Raw genomic sequence first — 17,259 nt, 5'->3', positions numbered from 1 at the left:
GCGGGGACACCACACGCGTCGACCCGGACATCGCACTTCGCAGCGCTGCGCCCCGCCAGCCAAAGCTGACGGGGCGCATTCGCCAACAGCATCCCGGATCCGACCGGGTTCCGGGCCGTCGCCTCGGCCCCGATCGGAGCCGGTCGACCCTCCGCCACCGGCCCGCGGTCGGTGCGGTGCCTCGACCGCGCCACGGTGGCCGCCCGGCCCTCCCCCGGCCGGGGAACCGCGGCACGATCTCCGCGCTACCGGTCCGTGTCGCGCGCGGATCCGACGCGTGTCACGTCCGGAGGATTTTTCCGTTCGGGCTCAGCGGCAGCTCGTCGCAGTGCTCGAAGCGGTGCGGGAGCATGTAGGGGGGCAGGTGCTCGCGCACTAGGTCGATCAGGTGACTCACCGGCACCGGATTACCCGTGTAACGGGCGACGAGATCCGTCCGATCGCTTTGCGTGACCGCATTCACCACCGCATCGCGGACATCCGGGTGACGACACAGAACAGATTCCACCTCACCCGGCTCAATGCGGTAACCACGAATTTTCACCTGGTTGTCCACGCGACCAAGGAATAGCAGCCGGCCATTCTCCTCGGCGACCCGGTCGCCGGTCCGGTACCAATGCCGGTCGGTCGGCACGCGGTCCTCGAACACCCGCGCGCGGCCGCCCTCCCAGGCCGTGAACCGGCCCGCGTTGTCCGCCGGGTCGAGGTAGCCGTCGAACCGCTGCGGCCCGCGCACGCACAGCTCGCCCACCGGCGCCGGCCGGCCGTCCTCGTCCAGCACGACGTGCTCCATGTGCGGGTAGATCCGGCCGATCGGCACCGTGGGCAGCCCGTCCTCGTCCCCGGTGAGCTCGTGCCTGCTGACGGAGATCGTCACCTCGCTGGGGCCGTAGGAGTTCAGCAGGCGGCTGTTCGGCGCGGCCCGCCGCCACCGCGCGGCCTGGCCGGGCAGCAGCCGGTCCCCGCCGAACACGCTGCGCCGCAACGTCGGCATGCTGCCCGGTTCGAGCCCTTCCAGCCGTTCCGCGACGGCGATCGTCGACGGCACCGACCACCAGTGCGTGATGCGGCGGTCGCGCACGTACCCGACCGGTTTGAGCACCTCGTGCGGCTCGGGCACGACCAGCGTCGCGCCGGCCGTCCACGCCAGCCACATGTCCGCGACGGACGGGTCGAAGGTGAGGTCGAAGGTCTGCGACACCCGGTCGCCCGCCGCCATGCCGCGCCGCGGCCCGTTGAACCGGAGCCAGGGCAGCAGGTTGCGCCACCGGATCGGCACGCCCTTGGGCCGGCCCGTCGAGCCCGAGGTCGACACCACGTAGACCAGCGGGTCCGGGTCGTCGCGGGCAGGCGCCGGGGCGACCGGACCGGTCAGCGCCTCGTCCGGGGTGAGGGCCAGACCACCGCCCAGGGCGCTGAGCTGCGCGGTGTCGGCCGCGTCCGCGAGCACGAGGTCGACGCCGGCCGCACGCGCGAACAGCTCGTTGCGCGCCCGCGGGAACGCCGGGTTGAGCGGCACCACGGCCGCGCCCAGGCGCACGGCCGCCAGGTAGCCGGTGAACGCCACCACGCCGCGCGCGGCGAGCAGGCCCAGGCGCGCGGGCGGTCCGCCGTTGGCCCGCCCGACCAGACCCGCCACCCGCTCGGCGGCCCGCGCCAACTCCGCGTAGGTGAGCCTGCGGCCCTCCGCTTCGAGCGCCACGAACCCGCGGTGCGTGGCGGCGCTCGAGGTGAACAAGTCCCACAACGACACCACGCCCATTGGCGCCCTCCCGGTCCACCGCGGTCCGTTTCGGGTTTCTCCGACCGCCAGTGAACCACAAATTGCCGGCGGACCCGGACGGCGTATTCCCGGGAACGCGGTCGAGACCGATCGCCCGACGTGCACCGAATTGATCTTGGGCGCGTGGACCCCTTCCCCTCCCGATCCGTTGTGGTACGGTCCGACTGAATGGGGAAATTGACTGTCGGACGGTTCGGGGACCGGCTCGGTCGAATTTGCGGTGAGCCCTTTCCGGATCGTCTTGTGCCGATCGAGGGGGATGCGATAGTGGCGCTCGACCGTGACGAACTCCTGCTCGACCTGTGGCGGGAGGTCCTCGGACCGGCGACCGATCCCGCGGTGGGGTTCATCGAGGCGGGCGGGGACTCGTTCAAGGCCGTGCTGCTGGCCACGCGGGTGTTCGAGGCGACCGGGCGCGACCTGGACTACCTCGACGTGCTCCAAGCGGACGGGCTCGACGCGCTGCGGCTGCTGGTGACCGGCGCGGAACCCGCCGGGCCGCGCGGCTGAGCCGAGCGTCCCGCCCCGCCCCGTCCTGCCCCTCCCGTCCCGCACGGCACCGGTCTCGTCATCGTCGGGGGATCGCCATGTCCGACCGCTGGCCGCTCACGCCCAACCAGACCGAGCTCTACGTCGCCGACCAGAACGCCGACCACGTCGCCACCTACCACGCCGCCTCGGTGCACCGGGTGCCCGCCGACCTCGACGCCGCCGAGCTGTCCCGGCGGCTGGCGGCGATGGTCGCCGCCAACCCGCTCCTGGCCGCACGGGTGGCGTTCGACGCCGAGGGCGGCCACTGGGTGCCCGCGCGGCAGCCGGTGCTGCACGTGCGTTCGGCGGCGGGGCCGGACGCGGTGCGCCGCGAGTGCTCCCGGCCGTTCGCGCCGCACCGCGGGCCGCTGCTGCGCGCCGTCCTGCTGCGACACCCGGACCGCGCCGCGGAACTGGTGCTGGTGGCGCACCACCTGGTCACCGACGAGCGGTCGACCGAGCTGATGGCGCGCTGGCTGCTCGACGGGCAGCGGCCGGAGCCGGTGGAGGGCTACCGCGCGTGGGCCGAGCGGGTGTCCGTGCCGCCCGACCCGGCACGCGTGGCGGCCGTGCGCGAGTCGTTGCGCGACGCGGACCCGGACTTCTCGCTGGAGTGGGGCCAGGGCGACCCCGGCGCGGGCCGCACCTCGGGCGACCGGGCCGACCTGCGCCTGCCCGCGCGGACGTGGCAGGCGGTGCGCCGCAACGCCGCCGCGCTGGGCGTCACGCCGCACAGCGCGGTGCTCGCCGCGGCGGCCGTCGTGCTGGCCCGCAACAGCGGCGCGCGGGCGCCCGTGCTGGGCACCAACGTGTCGCGCCGGTCGGCCCGGCACGCCGACACCATCGGCTACTTCGGCGCGACCGTGGCCGTGCCGATCCCGGTGGACGAGGACGTCGACCTGGCGACCCTGCTGCGCGGCGCGCACGAGCGCTGCCTGGCCTCCTACCGGACCGCGGACCTCCCGCTGTCGGCCGTGTCGGCCCACGCGCCGCGGTGCGTGGTCGTGCCGCGGGCCGGGGGCACCGACGTGGACCTGGGCGCGGCGCAGTTCCCGCTGACCCTGTACGTGGCCGACGAGCCGGACGGCGGCGCGCACGGCCTGCTGCGGTTCCAGACCGCGGTGCTGCGCCGGGCCGCGGCCGAGCGGTTCTGCCGGCAACTGGCCGTGGTGCTGCGGGCGTTCGCCGACGACCCCGGCACGCCGGTGCACGCCGTGCCGACCATGGCCGAGCCCGACCTGGCCGCGACCCTGGCGCTGGGCCGGTCGCAGCCGCGCGCGGTGCCCGCGGCCACGATCCCGGAGCTGTTCGCCGCGCGCGTCCGGTCGGGGCCGGACCGGGTCGCGGTGACCGGCGAGGGCGGTTCGCTGACCTACGCGGAGCTGGACGACCGGGCCACCGGCCTGGCCCGGGCACTGGTCGGGGCGGGTGTCGCGCCGGGCGACCGGGTCGGCGTCCGGCTGGACCGCGACCCGCGGCTGGTGGTCGCGCTGCTGGCCGTGCTGAAGGCGGGCGCCGCGTACGTGCCGCTGGACCCCGGCCACCCGGCCGGGCGCACCGCGTTCGCCGTGTCCGACAGCGGGGTGCGGGTGGTGATCGGCGACACCGCGGGCGTGCCCGGCGCGACCGCGGTCCCGGTCGACTCGCGCGGCGTCGCGGAGCTGCCGGGGTCGCGGCACACCGATCCCGCCTACGTCGTCTACACGTCGGGCTCGACCGGCCGGCCCAAGGGCGTCGTGGCCACGCACCGCAACGTCGTGGCGCTGCTCGCGGCCACGTCCGAGGAGTTCGGGCTGGGCCCGGACGACGTGTGGACGCTGTTCCACTCCCCCGCGTTCGACTTCTCCGTGTGGGAGCTGTGGGGCTGCCTGCTCACCGGGGGACGGCTGGTCGTGGTGCCGCACTGGACGGCGCGCGACCCGGCGGCGTTCCACGACCTGCTGGCGCGGGAGCGGGTGACGGTGCTCAACCAGACGCCGTCGGCGTTCGCGCAGCTGCCGCCCGGTCCCGGCGACCTGTCGGTGCGGTTGCTGGTGTTCGGCGGCGAGGCGCTGGACGCGCGCGTGCTGCTGCCGTGGCTGGACGCCTACCCGCGGCGGCGGTGCCGGGTGGTGAACATGTACGGCATCACCGAGACCACGGTGCACTGCACGTGGCACGACGTGACCCGCGCGGACGCGCTGGCCGGACCGGCACCGGTGGGCCGGCCGCTGCCGGGGTGGGAGCTGCACGTGCTCGACGGGCGCGGGCGGCCGGTCCCGCCCGGCGTCGCGGGCGAGCTCCACGTCGGCGGCTCCGGGGTGACGCTGGGCTACCTGGGCCGGCCGGGGCTGACCGCGGCCCGGTTCGGTCCCGCCGACGCGGGCGCGCGGCGCTACCGCAGCGGCGACCGGGGCCGGTACCTGGAGGACGGCAGGCTGCTGCACCTGGGCCGCCTCGACGAGCAGGTGAAGATCCGCGGCCACCGGGTCGAGCCGGGCGAGGTCCGGTTCGCGCTGCTGGCCGACCCGAGGGTGACGGCTGCGGCGGTCGTGGTGCGCCGCTCCGGCGACGACACCGCGACGGCCCGGCTCGACGCCTACGCGGTGACCACGCGGCCGGCCCCGGACCTGCGCGCCTCGCTGGCGGCGCGGCTGCCCGACTACCTCGTGCCCGCGACGGTCACCGAGGTGGACGCGCTGCCGCTGACCGCGAACGGCAAGCTCGACCCCGATCGGCTGCCCCCGCCCCGCGCCGCCGCGTCCGCCGCCGCGCCGCCACCACCGCCGTCCGACGCGGTGGAGGCCCGCGTCCGGCAGATCTGGGAACGGCTGATGGGCACCGCGGTCGGGCCGGACGACAACTTCTTCGAGCTGGGCGGCAACTCGCTGCTCGCGGTCCGGCTCAACACGGCGCTGCGCGAGTCCGGCTTCGACTCGGTGCAGCTGCGCGACATCTTCCGCCACTCGACCGTGCGCAGGCTCGCCAGGGTGCTGCGGCGGAGCGCGCCGTGAAGGCCGCGACCGCGGCGCAGACCCGGTTCTACCTGCTGGACCAGCGCGACGGCGGCGACACCCGGACGCTGGTGAAGCACTTCGTGGCGCACGGCGCGCTGGACCCGGACCGGTTGGCCGCGGCGTTGCGCGCGGTGCTGGCCGCGCACCCGGCGCTGCGCACGTCGCTGCACCCCGGAGCGGACGGGCTGCGGGCGCGCGTGCACGAGGTGGCGGACGTGCCGCTGGTGGTGCGGACGGTCGGGGCCGACCACGTGGTGACGCCGGTGCGGAGGCCGTTCACGCACGGGACCGGCCCGTTGTGCGCGATCGAGGCGCACGTCGGTCCGGCGCGTGCCGACGTGGTCGTCACGGTGCACCACGCGGTGTTCGACGAGCCGTCGACCGCGATCCTGCTGCGGCACCTGGCCGCCGGTTACGCGGGCGGCCAGGTGCCGGCGCGCGAGCCCGCCCCGCCGGGTGACACCGGGGCCGCCCGGCGGCACTGGGCCGCGGCATTGGCCGACCTGCCGCCGGAGGACACCGCGATGCCCGTCACGGGGACGGGCGGCGAGCCGCGGCGGGGCGTGGTCCGGCTGCCGCTGTCGGCGGGGCGGTTGCGGGCGAGGGCGGTCGCATCCGGCGCATCGCCGTTCATGCAGGTCCTCGCGGCGCTCGGGCTCGCCCTCGGCTGGTACGCCGACCTCGACGACGTGCTGGTGGCCGTCGCGGTGGACGGGCGCGGCCCGGGTGATGACGAGGTCGTCGGCTGCCTGCAGAACACGGTGCCGGTCCGGCTGCGCCTGACCGGTGACACCACCGACGTGCTGGACCGTGCGCTGGACGGGGTGCTCGACGCCGTGGAGCACGCGGCGCTGCCGTTCGAGGAGATCGCGGACCTGGCGTCGGCAGGTGGCCCGCGGCGGGCGTTGACCCGGGTGCTGTGCGCCGAAGCCGGTGCGCCGCAACGGGTCGAGGCCGGTGGCGTGGTGTGGGAGGAGCCGCCCGCGCCACCGCCGCGCGACGCCGAGTACGACCTGGCGGTGACGCTCGCGCCGGGGCCGGAGCTGGTGGTCGAGCACCGCGTGGACGTGGTGGCCGCGCCGGTGGCCGGCCGGTTCGCCGAGGCGGTGGTGCGGGCGCTGGACGCGTTCGACGGACGGCCCGTCGCCGCGGTGGACCTGGCGGGCCCGGCCGACCGGGCGCTGGCGGCGGCGTTGGGCGAAGGCCCGCCGCCGCGGCCGACCCGCGTGGTGACGGAGTCGGTGGCCGACGCGCCGGCGGACGCCGTGGCGGTGCGCGACGACGCGGGCGCCGTGCTGACCTACGGGGAACTGTCGGCGGCCTCGGCGGCGTTGGCGCGGGCGCTGGTGTCGACGGGCGTGCGACCGGGCGACCGGGTCGGGATCTCGGTGCCGCGGTCGGTGGAGCTGGCGGTGGCGGTGCTCGGCGTGCTGCGCGCCGGCGCGGCGTACGTGCCGCTGCCGCCGGACCACCCCGCGGAGCGGTTGGCGCACATGGCGGCCGACGCGGACCTTCGGACGGTGGTGGGCGGTGCGCTGCCCGGGGTGCCGTCGGTGCCCGTGCGGCACGAGCCGGCCGACGGGCCCGACCTGCCGGGGATCACCCCCGGGATGCCCGCGTACGTGATCTACACGTCCGGCTCGACCGGGCGGCCCAAGGGCGTGGAGGTGCGCCACGGGAACGTGGCCGCGTTCCTCGGCGCGCTGGACGTGCTGCTGCCCGACGCGCCCGGCGTGGTGGTCGCGGCCACGGCGCTGTCGTTCGACATCAGCGTGCTGGAGCTGCTGTGGCCGCTCGCGCGCGGGCGCGCGGTGCTGATCACGGACCACCGCCGGGTGACCGCGGTGGCCGGGCGAGGCGCGTTGTACCAGTGCACGCCGACCGTGGCGCGCCTGCTGGCCGACGAGCCCGCGGGCCGGGCGTTCCTGTCGGGGCTGGGCGTCCTGTTGGTCGGCGGTGAGCCGTTGGCCGACGACCTGGCCGCCTCGCTCGTCGCCCTGGTGCCCGGACCGGTGTGGAACTGCTACGGCCCCACCGAGACCACGGTGTGGTCCACCGCCTGGCGGGTGCGGCCGGGCGTTCCCGTGCACATCGGGCGTCCGCTGGCCGGTGAGCGCTGCCTGGTCGTCGACTCGCGCGACCGCCCACGGCCGTTGGGCGTGCCGGGTCGGCTGCTGGTGTCGGGCGCGGGCGTGGCGGCCGGGTACTGGCGGCAACCCGGGATGACCGCGCGCCGGTTCCGCCCGGGTCCCGGCGGTGACCGGGCCTACGACACCGGCGACGAGGTCCTGGTCGACCCCGTGGAGGGGTTGCGCTTCGTCGGGCGGGTGGACGCGCAGGTCAAGGTGCTGGGGCAGCGGGTCGAGCCCGGTGAGGTGGAGGCCGTGCTGGCGGAGCACCCGGCGGTGCGGGCGGCGGTCGTGGCGCCGGCGTTCGACCGGACCGCGCTGGTGGCGTACGTGGTGGCGGACGGCCCGGTCGACGACCTGGACGCGCACGCCCGCCGGTTCCTGCCGCCGGCCATGGTGCCGGTGGCCTGGCACGTGGTGCCCGAGCTGCCCCGGACACCGCACGGCAAGCTCGACCGCGCACGGGTGGCCGAGTGGGCGTCCCGCCTGCGGCCGGAGCACCCCGGCGGTCGGGACGCGGCCGACGTGCTGGCGCTGTGGTCGCGCGTGCTCGGCCGGCCGGTGTCCGATGTGGACAGCACGTTCTTCGAGCTGGGCGGCAGCTCGGTGCAGTTGTTGCGCGTGGCGGCGGCGTTGCGGGAGCGGTACCCGTCGGTGGCGGTGGCTGACCTGTTCCGGCACGTCACGGCGCGGTCGCTGGCCGCGCACCTGCGCCGGGGCGGACCGGCCGAGGCCGGGTCGGGGCGCGGTGCGGCGCGGGCCCGCGCGGTGGCCGGCTGGACACGACGAGGGGAGCGGACGTGAACGTGGCCGTGGTGGGGCTGGCGGTGCGGGTGCCCGGCGCCGGTTCCCCCGAACAGTTCTGGGACAACCTGGTGGCGGGCCGGGTGTCGTTGCCCGGGACCGGTCCGGACGGCGTGCCGGTGGCCGGGCGGCCGCCGCGCGTGCGGGAGTTCGACGACGGGTTGTTCGGGCTGTCGGCGGCCCAGGCCGCCGCGACCGACCCCCAGCACCGGGTGCTGACGGAGCTGGCCTGGGAGGCGTTGGAGCGGGCCGGGATCGACACCACGCGGTCGTCCGACGTGGTGGGCGTGTTCGCGGGCAGCGGTCCCGACACCTACCTGCACCGCAACGTGCTGCCCGCCGCGGACGTGGTGCGGGTGACCGGGGAGCAGCAGGTGCGGCTGGGCAACGACCGGGACTTCCTGGCCACCGGCCTGTCCTACCGGTTGGGCTTCACCGGGCCGAGCATGACCGTGCAGACCGCGTGCTCGACCTCGTTGGTGGCGGTGCACCAGGCGGTGCGGGCGCTGCTGACCTACGAGTGCGACGTGGCCCTCGCGGGCGGGGTGACGGTGCAGCTGCCGTTGGCGGGCCGCTACACGCCGGTGGAGGGCGGGATCACGGCGGCGGACGGGCGCTGCCGCCCGTTCACCGAGGGCAGCGGCGGCACCGTGCCCGCCGGCGGCGCGGGGGTGGTGGTGCTGCGGCGGGCGGCGGACGTGCGGCCGGGTGAGCCGGTGCTGGCGCACATCGTCGGCACGGCGGTGAACAACGACGGCGCGGACCGGATGAGCCTGGTCGCGCCGAGCCCGCGCGGGCAGGCGGCCGTGCTGCGGGAGGCGTTGGAGGTGGCCGGGCTGACCGGTGCGGACGTCGGGTTCGTGGAGACCCACGGCACCGGGACGGCGCTGGGCGACCGGGTGGAGCTGTCGGCGTTGGCGGAGGTGTACCGGGGCGGGCGGTGCGCGTTGGGCGCGGTGAAGGCGAACGTGGGCCACACCGACACCGCCGCCGGGGTCGTCGGCCTGGTCAAGGCGGTGCTGGCGCTGCACCACGGCATCGTGCCGCCGACGCCCCGGCAGCCCGGCGACGGTCCCGACGTGGAGCTGGGCCCGGACCTCTTCCTGCCGCGCGAGGCCGTGGCGTGGCCCGCGGGCTCGCCGCGCCGGGCGGCGGTCAGCTCGTTCGGCTTGGGCGGCACCAACGCGCACGTCGTCCTGGCCGATCCGGCCGCCGCCGATCAAGAGTCGGCCACACCCCCGACCGACGGCACCGCAGAGCCCAGCCGGGAATCGGCCGAAACCCGCACGGAGCCGGCCGACCTCTCCCCCGTCGTCCTGTCCGCCGCGACCGAGGAAGCCCTGCGCGAGCAGGGGCGTCGGCTGGCCGCGTGGCTCGACACCGGGTCCACTCCCCTGCCCGAGGTCGCCGCCGCGCTGTGGCACCACCGTCGGCAGCTCACCTGGCGGTGGGCGGGCGTGGCGGGTGATCGCGGCTCGTTGCGCACCCGTCTGTCCGAACTGGACGGTGTGCGCGAAGCCGTGCCGGAGCCCGGGTTCGCGCTGCTGCTCCCCGGTCAGGGTGGTCGCGTCGCGGGGATCGGGATGCTGCGGCACGACGGGTTCCGCCGGGCCTTCCACCTCGCGGCCGACGCGGTGCGCGAAGGCGGCGGCCCGGTGTTGCACGACCTCGCCGACTGGTCGCCGGACGACCGCCGGTTCGGCCGCACGGCGGTGGTCCAGCCCTTGCTGTTCGCCTTGCAGTGGGCGGCCTTGGGCACGCTCGCCGACCGGGGGTTGCGGCCGGACCTGCTGCTCGGCCACAGCGTCGGCGAGCTGGTGGCCGCCGCCCACGCGGGGGTGTTCTCGTTCGCCGACGCGGCCCGCGCGGTCGTGGCGCGCGGCGCGGTGATGGAAGCGGCTCCCGCCGGCGCGATGGTCGCGGTGCGGTTGGGCGAGGAGGAGGCCCGCGCCTTGGCCGACGGGCACGCCGTGGAGGTGTGCGTGGTCAACGCGCCCGACAACACCGTGCTCGGCGGTCGGCCGGCAGCGGTCGAGGCCGTGGTGCGGCGGTGCCGGGAACGGGGCGTCCAGGCGACCCGGCTGTCCGCCGGGCACGCGTTCCACTCCGTCGACATGGCCGAGGCCGCCGAGGAGTTCACCCGCTTCCTGACGACCATCCCGCTGTCCGCGCCGCGGCACGTGGTGCTGTCGAACACGACCGGCGACGTGCTCACCGCCGACCAGGCCACCGATCCCGCGTACTGGGGTGCGCAGGTCCGCCGCACCGTCCGGTTCCACGACTGCGTCCGCGCGCTGCTCGACCACCGGCCGGACGTCGTGGTGGCCCTGGACCGGGACGGCGCGGTCGGCAGGCTGGCACGCCAGGCGGCCCGCGCCGCCGGGCTCGCGCCGCTGGTGCTGGACTTGTTCGGCGGGCGCGGTGCGGTCGACGAGCCGCGCGGGCACGCCGAGGCCATCGCCCGCACGTGGACGGCGGGCCTCACGCCGACCATGCCCGCGCCGCCGACCCGCCCGGTCCCGCTGCCGACCTACCCGTTCGCCGACCGGGTGCACTGGCTGGGCGACGAGCAGGACGCACCGCCCCCGCGGCCCGAGGTGGTGACGCCCGTGCCCGCCGACGACCTGGAGGACCGGGTGATCGCCTTGTGGCACAGCGCCTTCGGCGGACCGCCGCTGCGGCCGGAGGACAACTTCTTCGAGCTGGGCGGCACGTCGTTGCAGGCCGCCCACCTGGTCGCGGCGGTCAACGAGGACCTGCTGCTCGACGTCCGGCTGCACGACCTCTACGAGTGCTCGACGCTGGGCGACTTCGTCGCGCGGGTGCGCGAGATCGTGGCGGGCCGCGACGACGAGGAGCTGCTGAGGCTGCTGGACGAGCTGGAAGCCGAGGAGGAGGCGCAGCGATGACCACACCGGCGCAACGGCTGCGCGCCCTGTCGCCCGAGCAGCGGCGGCGGCTGCGGGAGAGGTTGGGCGCGCAGGCGGGACCGCTGCCGAAGCGGTTGAGCCTGTACTTCTTCGCCAGCGCCGACAGCATGGCCGCGGCCGACTACTACGACCTGGTGCTGACCGCCGCGACGGCCGCCGACCGGGCGGGGCTGCACGCGGTCTGGCTGCCGGAGCGGCACTTCGTGGACTTCGGCGGCTTCTCGCCGAACCCGGCGGTGCTGGCCGCGGCCGTGGCGGCGCGCACCACTCGCCTGCGCGTGCACGCCGGCAGCGTCGCCGCGCCGCTGCACCACCCGGTGCGGGTGGCCGAGGACTGGGCGCTGGTGGACAACCTGTCCGGCGGCCGGGTCGGCGTCTCGTTCGCCAGCGGCTGGCACCCGGACGACTTCGTGCTGGCCCGGTCGGGCTTCGACCGGCGGCGCGAGGTGACCGCGGAGGCGGTGGACCTGGTGCGCCGGTTGTGGCGCGGTGACGTGGTGCGCCTGCCCACCACCGCGGGCGGCGACGCCGAGGTGCGCGTGAGCCCGCGCCCGGTGCAGCCGACCCTGCCGGTGTGGCTGACCGCCGCGGGCAACCCGGCGACGTTCGTCGAGGCCGGCCGCACCGGCTGCGGCGTGATGACCGCGCTGCTGGGCCAGACCCTACCGACGTTGCGCGACAACGTCGCCCGCTATCGGCAGGCGTGGCGGGAAGCCGGACACGACGGCGACGGCGACGTGGTGGTGATGGTCCACGCGCACGTCAGCGACCGGCCGGACCTGGAGGAGTTCCTGCGCCCGGCGATGCACCGCTACCTGGCCGCGTTCCGCAGGCAGACCGGTGGCGCCACGGACGAGGTGTTGCTGGAGGAGGCGTTCCGCAGCTACCTGCACGGCCCGCTGTCGCTGCTGGGCGACCGCGACAAGGCCCGGTCGACGCTGCGCGGGTTGGCGGCGGCGGGCGCGGACGAGGTGGGGTGCCTGGTGGACTTCGGCCTGCCCGCGGCCGACGTGCTGGCGGGGCTGCCCGCGCTGACCGCACTGGTGTCGGACGAGGAGGCGGCATGAGCACCGACGCGATCGACGCGCGACTGGCCAGGCTGACCCCGGCGCAGCGCGCCGCGCTCGCCGGACGCCTCGCCGCGGCCAAGGCCGGACCGCCGCTCGCACCGCGTCCCGGCCCGCGCGAGCGGTTCCCGCTGGGGCTGGACCAGGAGCGGCTGTGGGTGCTCGACCGGCTGGACCCGGGCGCCACCACGTACTCCCTCAGCTTCGGCCTGCGGTTCCGGGGCAGGCTGGACGTGCCGGCCCTGGTCGCCGCCGCACGGGCCGTGGTCCGCCGGCACGAGCTGCTGCGCAGCACGGTCGAGGTGCGGGACGGGCGGCCGGAGCTGCGGGTGCGCCCGGACGCGCCGGTGGCCGTGCGCGAACTGGACCTGCGCGGCGCGCCGGACCGGGAGCGCCGGCTGGCCGAGTTCGTCGCCGAGCAGGTGGGCACGCCGTTCGACCTCGGCGCCGGTCCGCTGCTGCGGCTCGGCGTGGTGCACCTGTCCGACGACGAGCACCAGGTCTGCGAGACCATGCACCACTCGGTCACCGACCAGTGGTCCTACGTCCGGCTGAACCGGGAGCTGCTGGAGCACTACCGCGCGGCGCTGGAGGGACGCGCGCCCGACGTGCCCGACCTGCCGGTGCAGTTCGGCGACTTCGCGCACTGGCAGCGGGAGCTGTTCGCGGGCGACGCGGGCCGCCGGCACCGGGAGTTCTGGCGCGATTACCTGGCGGGCGCGCCGACCTCGTTGCCGCTGCCCTACGACGGCTCGCCGGACACCGACGACCACGCCGGCGCGCACCACCAGTTCCGGCTCGACGAACGGGTCGGCGCGGCGTTCCTGCGGCACACCAGGGCGCGGCGGACCACGCTGGCGACGTCGCTGCTCGCCGTCTACGCGGCGCTGCTGTTCGAGGAGACCGGTCAGCGGGACCTGTCCATCGGGCTGCCCAGCGTCACCCGCGGTCGGCCGGAGACCCAGGACCTCATCGGCTTCCTGCTGACGAACGTGCCGGTGCGGGTGCGGTTGCCCGAGCGCCCGACCCCGGACGACGTGCTGGCCGCGACCGCGGCCGGTTCGGCGGCCGTCGCCGAGCACCGGGAGGTGCCGTTCGCCGAGATCGTGGCCGCGGTGTCACCGGACCGCTCGGCGACCCGCTACCCCCTGTTGCAGACGATGCACCTGGTGCTGGACTTCGACGACACGATCTTCCAGGTGCCCGGCGCCGAGGTGTACGCCAACGGCGTCAAGGACGGCGTGTCGCCGATGGACATCACGGTCGGCTGGTGGCAGGCGGGCGACGTGCTCTACGGGCGGTTCGAGTACCGCACCGCCCTGTTCGACGCGGCCACCGTGGACCGGCTGACCCGCCGGCTGCTGCGCCTGGTCGAGGTGTTCGTCGACGAGCCCGGCACGCCGCTGCGGTCGCGGGCGGTGGTCGCCGCGCCGCCGCCCCCGGTGCTGGCCGTCCCGACGCGGTCCGTCGCCGCGGACGCCGATCGGCTGGAGCTGGCGCGGCGGGCGTGGCAGGAGGTGCTCGGCCGGGCCGACGCCGCGCCGGAGGACGTGTTCTTCGAGCACGGCGGGACGTCGGTGCTGGCCGTCCGGTTGGTGGACCGGCTGCGGGCCGCCGGGTTCGCGGCGACCGTGCGCGACGTGTTCGCCCGGCCGACGCTGGGCGGTCTGGCCGCGTTGCCGGAAGCCGCGAAGGGTGAGGCCCCGCGCCCCGCCGCCGACGTCGCGCCCGCCGGACCCGAGCAGGACCTGCTGCTGCGGGCCGGGCTGCCCCGGGTCGAGCGCTGGGCGCACACCGCGGTGCTGGCGGCGCCCGAGCCGCTGGACCACGCACGGCTGCGGGACGCGGTCGCCGCCGTGGTCGCCGCGCACCCCGGCCTCCTCTCGCGCTTCACCCGCGAGGGCGAGGAGTGGGTCGTCCGCACGGGTGACCGCTGGGACTGGCGGGTGTCCGCCGGCGGGACGCCGGAAGAGGTCGCGGCGGCGCAGCGCGCGGGCTTCGACGTGGCGGAGGGTCCGCTGTTCGCCGCGTGCGCGCTCGGGCCGGACCGGGTCGTGCTGACCGCGGCCCACCTGGTGATCGACGGCCTGTCGTGGGCCGTGGTCGTGGACGACCTGGCCCGCGCCTACGCCGGTGGCGCGCTCGTGCCCGAGCCCGTCGCGCCGGCGGCGCACTCCGCCGCGTTGCGCGAGGTGTCCGCACGGCCGCAGGAGGGGTACTGGCGGGCGCAGCAGGAGGCCGTCACGCCGTTCACCTGGGGCACCGGCGAGCCCACGAGGCAGGGTGACGTGGTCGAGCTGGAGACCGTCGTGCCGCTGCCCGGACCGGGCACGTACCGCGCGGAGGCGGCGACGGCGGTGGCGCGCGCCTTGCGGCCGTGGACCGAGCGGGTCGTGCTCATGGTGGTGGGGCCCGGCCGGGAGACGCCGGCCGCGCTGCCGGAGTGGGACGCCGACCGCGCGGTGGGCTTCCACGCCTGCTCGTACCCCGTGGTGCTGCCGGTGACCGGTGGCGACCCGGCCGACGACCTGGCCGCGGTCGGTGCGGCGCTGCGCGCGGTGCCCGACGGCGGAAAGGGGTTCGGGCTGCTGCGGGCCGGGCCCGACCCGGTGCTCGCGGACGTGACGCCCGCGGTGAGCTTCAACTACCTGGGCGCGCTCACCGGCCCCGGTGCGGGGTACCTGACCCGGGTCGCGGAACTGGGGCCCTCCGACAACGACGACTTCACCCGGCCGACCGAGCTGGACGTCGTCGCGGCGCTGGAGTCGGGGAACCTGGTGTTCCGCTGGCGGTTCAGCCCGCGCGCCGTGCCGGAGGCGGTCGTGCGCGAGGTCGCCGACCGGACCGCGGCCGCGTTCCGGGACGTGGTGTCGCCCGACGACGACGTGCCGGGCGAGACCGGGATCCCCGACACCCGGATGGACCGGCTGTTCGCCGAGCTGAGCCGGGCCCGGCGGGGCGCGCGGTGAGCCGGCGGCCGTTGGTGGCGCTGCTGAGCGCCAACTACCTGTCGTGGTTCGGCAACGCGGTCTCGTTGGTCGCGGTGCCGCTGTACGTGCTGGAGGAGACGGGCAGCGCGGGGCAGACCGGGCTGGCCGGGTTCGCCAACACCCTCCCGCTGGTGTTCGCGGGCGCGGTCGGCGGCGTGCTGGTCGACCGGTTCGGCGGCCGTCGCGTGGGTGTGGTGTCCGACCTGCTGGCCGCCGTGGCCACCGCGGCCGTCCCGCTGCTGCACGGCACGGTCGGCCTGCCGCTGCCGGTGCTGCTGGCCCTGCTGTTCGGCCGGGCGGTGGCCGCGACGCCCGCCGGCACCGCCCGGCTGAGCCAGCTCGCGCCGCTGGCGGACGCGGCCCGGGTGCGGCGGGAGACCGCCAACACCGTGCACCAGTCGGCGCAGCGGCTGGCGCTGCTCCTCGGCCCGCCGCTGGCCGCCGCGCTGGTCGCGGCGGTCGGCCCCGCGCCGACGCTCTACCTGGACGCCGGGTGCGTCCTGCTGGCGGCCCTGGTGACGTTGGTCGGCGTGCCCGCCACCGCGCCGGCCGCGCAGGAGCGGCTCGGGTTCGCCCGGCAGGTCCGCGAGGGCTTCGCGTTCGTGGCCGCGACCCCGGTGATCGGCGCGATCCTGGCCGTGGTGGTGGTGACCAACTTCGTGGACGACGCGTTCGCGCCCGTGCTGCTGCCCGTCTACGCCACGGAGGTGGCCCACGACGTGCGCGCCCTGGGCTGGCTGCTGGCGGCGGGCGGGCTGGGCGCGGTCGTGGGCACGTTCGGGTACGCGCCGGCCAGTCGCGGCCCGCTGCGGCACCGGTACGCGACGTTCGTCGGCTGCTTCGCGGTGGTGGCCGCGCTGCGGGTGGTGATGGTGCTGCTGCCCGGCGTGCCGCTGATGGCGGTGCTGGCGTTCCTGGTGGGGCTGGCGAGCGGCCCGCTCAACCCGCTGCTGACGACCGTGATGCAGGAGCGGGTGCCCGAGGCGTTGCACGGCCGGGTGTTCGGGCTGACGGGAGCGGCGGCCTTCGCCGCGGTGCCGGTCGGCGTGCTGACGGCCGGGTGGTCGGTGGAGGGCGTGGGACTGCGCTGGACGCTGGCCGGGTTCGCGGCGGTCTACCTGGTGCTGGTGGCGGTGGCGCTGCGGTTGCCCGCGCTGCGCCGGTTGGACGTGCACGGGGCGGACGAGGGGGCGCGGCGGTGACGGGGCGGTTGTCGGGCAAGGTCGCGGTCGTGACCGGGGCGGCGCGCGGTGTCGGCCGGGCGTGCGCGACGGCGTTCGCGGCCGAGGGCGCGGACCTGGTGCTGGTGGACGTGGCGCGCGACGTGCCGGGCGTGCCCTACCCGCTGGGCTCCGAGAGCCAGCTGGAGCACACCGCCGAGCTGTGCCGCGAGCGCGGCGCCGAGGTGCAGGTGTCGATCGCCGACGTGCGCGACCTGGCCGCCGTGCGCCGGCTGGCGGACGCGGCGCTGGACCGGTTCGGCGCGGTCGACGCGGTGGTCAACAACGCGGGCGTCGCCGCGCCGTCGGGCAGGCCCGCGCACGAGATCGCCGAGGACGAGTGGCTGCTGATGCTCGACGTGGACCTGAGCGGCGCCTGGCGCGTCACCGCGGCGTTCGCGCCGGCCATGCTGGAGCGGCGGTCGGGCAGCGTGGTCAACGTCGCCTCCACCGCCGGGCTGGTCGGCTACCGGCACTTCGCCGGGTACGTCGCGGCCAAGCACGGCCTGGTCGGCCTGACGAAGGCGACCGCGCTGGACTTCGCGCCGCTGCGGGTGCGGGTCAACGCCGTGTGCCCCGGCAACGTCCGCGACGACCCCGACGTGGAGGGCCGCATGCTGTCGGAGATCGCGCGCAGCCTGGACGTGCCGGTGTCCGAGCACGAGGCCGCGTTCCTGGCCGACCAGCCGATGAACACCCTGGTCGACCCGGCGGACGTGGCCGCGGCGGCGGTGTGGCTGGCCTCGGACGAGACGCGGCACGTGACCGGGACCGTGGTGACCGTCGACGCCGGCTACTCGGCGAGGTAG

9 protein-coding genes are annotated in these 17,259 nt (G+C 76.4%); 8 read left to right on the top strand and 1 reads right to left on the bottom strand.

The features are described 5' to 3' along the window. Nucleotides 1-280: 280 nt before the first annotated feature. Nucleotides 281-1,762 (bottom strand): amino acid adenylation domain-containing protein, encoded by a 1,482-nt coding sequence (locus ABTZ99_RS40155; RefSeq protein WP_498783214.1) that lies wholly within the window; start codon nt 1,760-1,762, stop codon nt 281-283. Nucleotides 1,763-2,050: 288 nt separating this feature from the next. Here ABTZ99_RS40155 and ABTZ99_RS40150 point away from each other — a divergent pair, with 288 nt between their 5' ends. The 8 genes from ABTZ99_RS40150 (at nt 2,051) to ABTZ99_RS40115 (ending at nt 17,259) form a co-directional block, all read left to right on the top strand. Continuing rightward, nucleotides 2,051-2,293: a phosphopantetheine-binding protein gene (locus tag ABTZ99_RS40150; RefSeq protein ID WP_498783216.1), complete on the top strand. Its 243-nt coding sequence runs from the start codon at nt 2,051-2,053 to the stop codon at nt 2,291-2,293. Nucleotides 2,294-2,370: 77 nt separating this feature from the next. After that, on the top strand, nt 2,371-5,307 hold the full coding sequence (locus ABTZ99_RS40145; protein WP_499618273.1) for a non-ribosomal peptide synthetase: 2,937 nt from the start codon (nt 2,371-2,373) through the stop codon (nt 5,305-5,307). Further along, nucleotides 5,304-8,243 carry an amino acid adenylation domain-containing protein gene (locus ABTZ99_RS40140; protein WP_499618271.1) on the top strand — a complete coding sequence of 980 codons (2,940 nt, stop codon included), beginning with the start codon at nt 5,304-5,306 and terminating at the stop codon, nt 8,241-8,243. The genes ABTZ99_RS40145 and ABTZ99_RS40140 overlap by 4 nt, the downstream gene beginning before the upstream one ends. After that, the gene (locus tag ABTZ99_RS40135; protein ID WP_499618270.1) at nt 8,240-11,152 is read left to right on the top strand and encodes a type I polyketide synthase; all 2,913 of its coding nucleotides are present in this window, start codon (nt 8,240-8,242) and stop codon (nt 11,150-11,152) included. Before ABTZ99_RS40140 ends, ABTZ99_RS40135 begins: the two co-directional genes overlap by 4 nt. Next, nucleotides 11,149-12,240 carry a MupA/Atu3671 family FMN-dependent luciferase-like monooxygenase gene (locus ABTZ99_RS40130; protein ID WP_499618268.1) on the top strand — a complete coding sequence of 364 codons (1,092 nt, stop codon included), beginning with the start codon at nt 11,149-11,151 and terminating at the stop codon, nt 12,238-12,240. Before ABTZ99_RS40135 ends, ABTZ99_RS40130 begins: the two co-directional genes overlap by 4 nt. Then, nucleotides 12,237-15,209 (top strand): condensation domain-containing protein, encoded by a 2,973-nt coding sequence (locus ABTZ99_RS40125; RefSeq protein WP_499618266.1) that lies wholly within the window; start codon nt 12,237-12,239, stop codon nt 15,207-15,209. The genes ABTZ99_RS40130 and ABTZ99_RS40125 overlap by 4 nt, the downstream gene beginning before the upstream one ends. Further along, nucleotides 15,206-16,432, top strand: a complete 1,227-nt coding sequence (locus ABTZ99_RS40120) for an MFS transporter (RefSeq protein ID WP_499618265.1) — start codon at nt 15,206-15,208, stop codon at nt 16,430-16,432. Before ABTZ99_RS40125 ends, ABTZ99_RS40120 begins: the two co-directional genes overlap by 4 nt. Then, nucleotides 16,429-17,259 (top strand): SDR family oxidoreductase, encoded by an 831-nt coding sequence (locus ABTZ99_RS40115; protein WP_499618263.1) that lies wholly within the window; start codon nt 16,429-16,431, stop codon nt 17,257-17,259. The genes ABTZ99_RS40120 and ABTZ99_RS40115 overlap by 4 nt, the downstream gene beginning before the upstream one ends.

The organism is Actinosynnema sp. NPDC002837, assembly GCF_040295345.1.
In the GTDB taxonomy this organism is placed as follows: Bacteria; Actinomycetota; Actinomycetes; order Mycobacteriales; family Pseudonocardiaceae; genus Actinosynnema.
This window is presented reverse-complemented; position numbering and strand designations above follow the sequence as displayed.

What these genes read in the sequence shown, in the direction of transcription:
- ABTZ99_RS40155 (WP_498783214.1), bottom strand. Translation starts at nt 1,762, where the DNA reads ATGGGCGTGGTGTCGTTGTGGGACTTGTTCACCTCGAGCGCCGCCACG.
- ABTZ99_RS40130 (WP_499618268.1), top strand. Translation starts at nt 11,149, where the DNA reads ATGACCACACCGGCGCAACGGCTGCGCGCCCTGTCGCCCGAGCAGCGG.
- ABTZ99_RS40145 (WP_499618273.1), top strand. Translation starts at nt 2,371, where the DNA reads ATGTCCGACCGCTGGCCGCTCACGCCCAACCAGACCGAGCTCTACGTC.
- ABTZ99_RS40125 (WP_499618266.1), top strand. Translation starts at nt 12,237, where the DNA reads ATGAGCACCGACGCGATCGACGCGCGACTGGCCAGGCTGACCCCGGCG.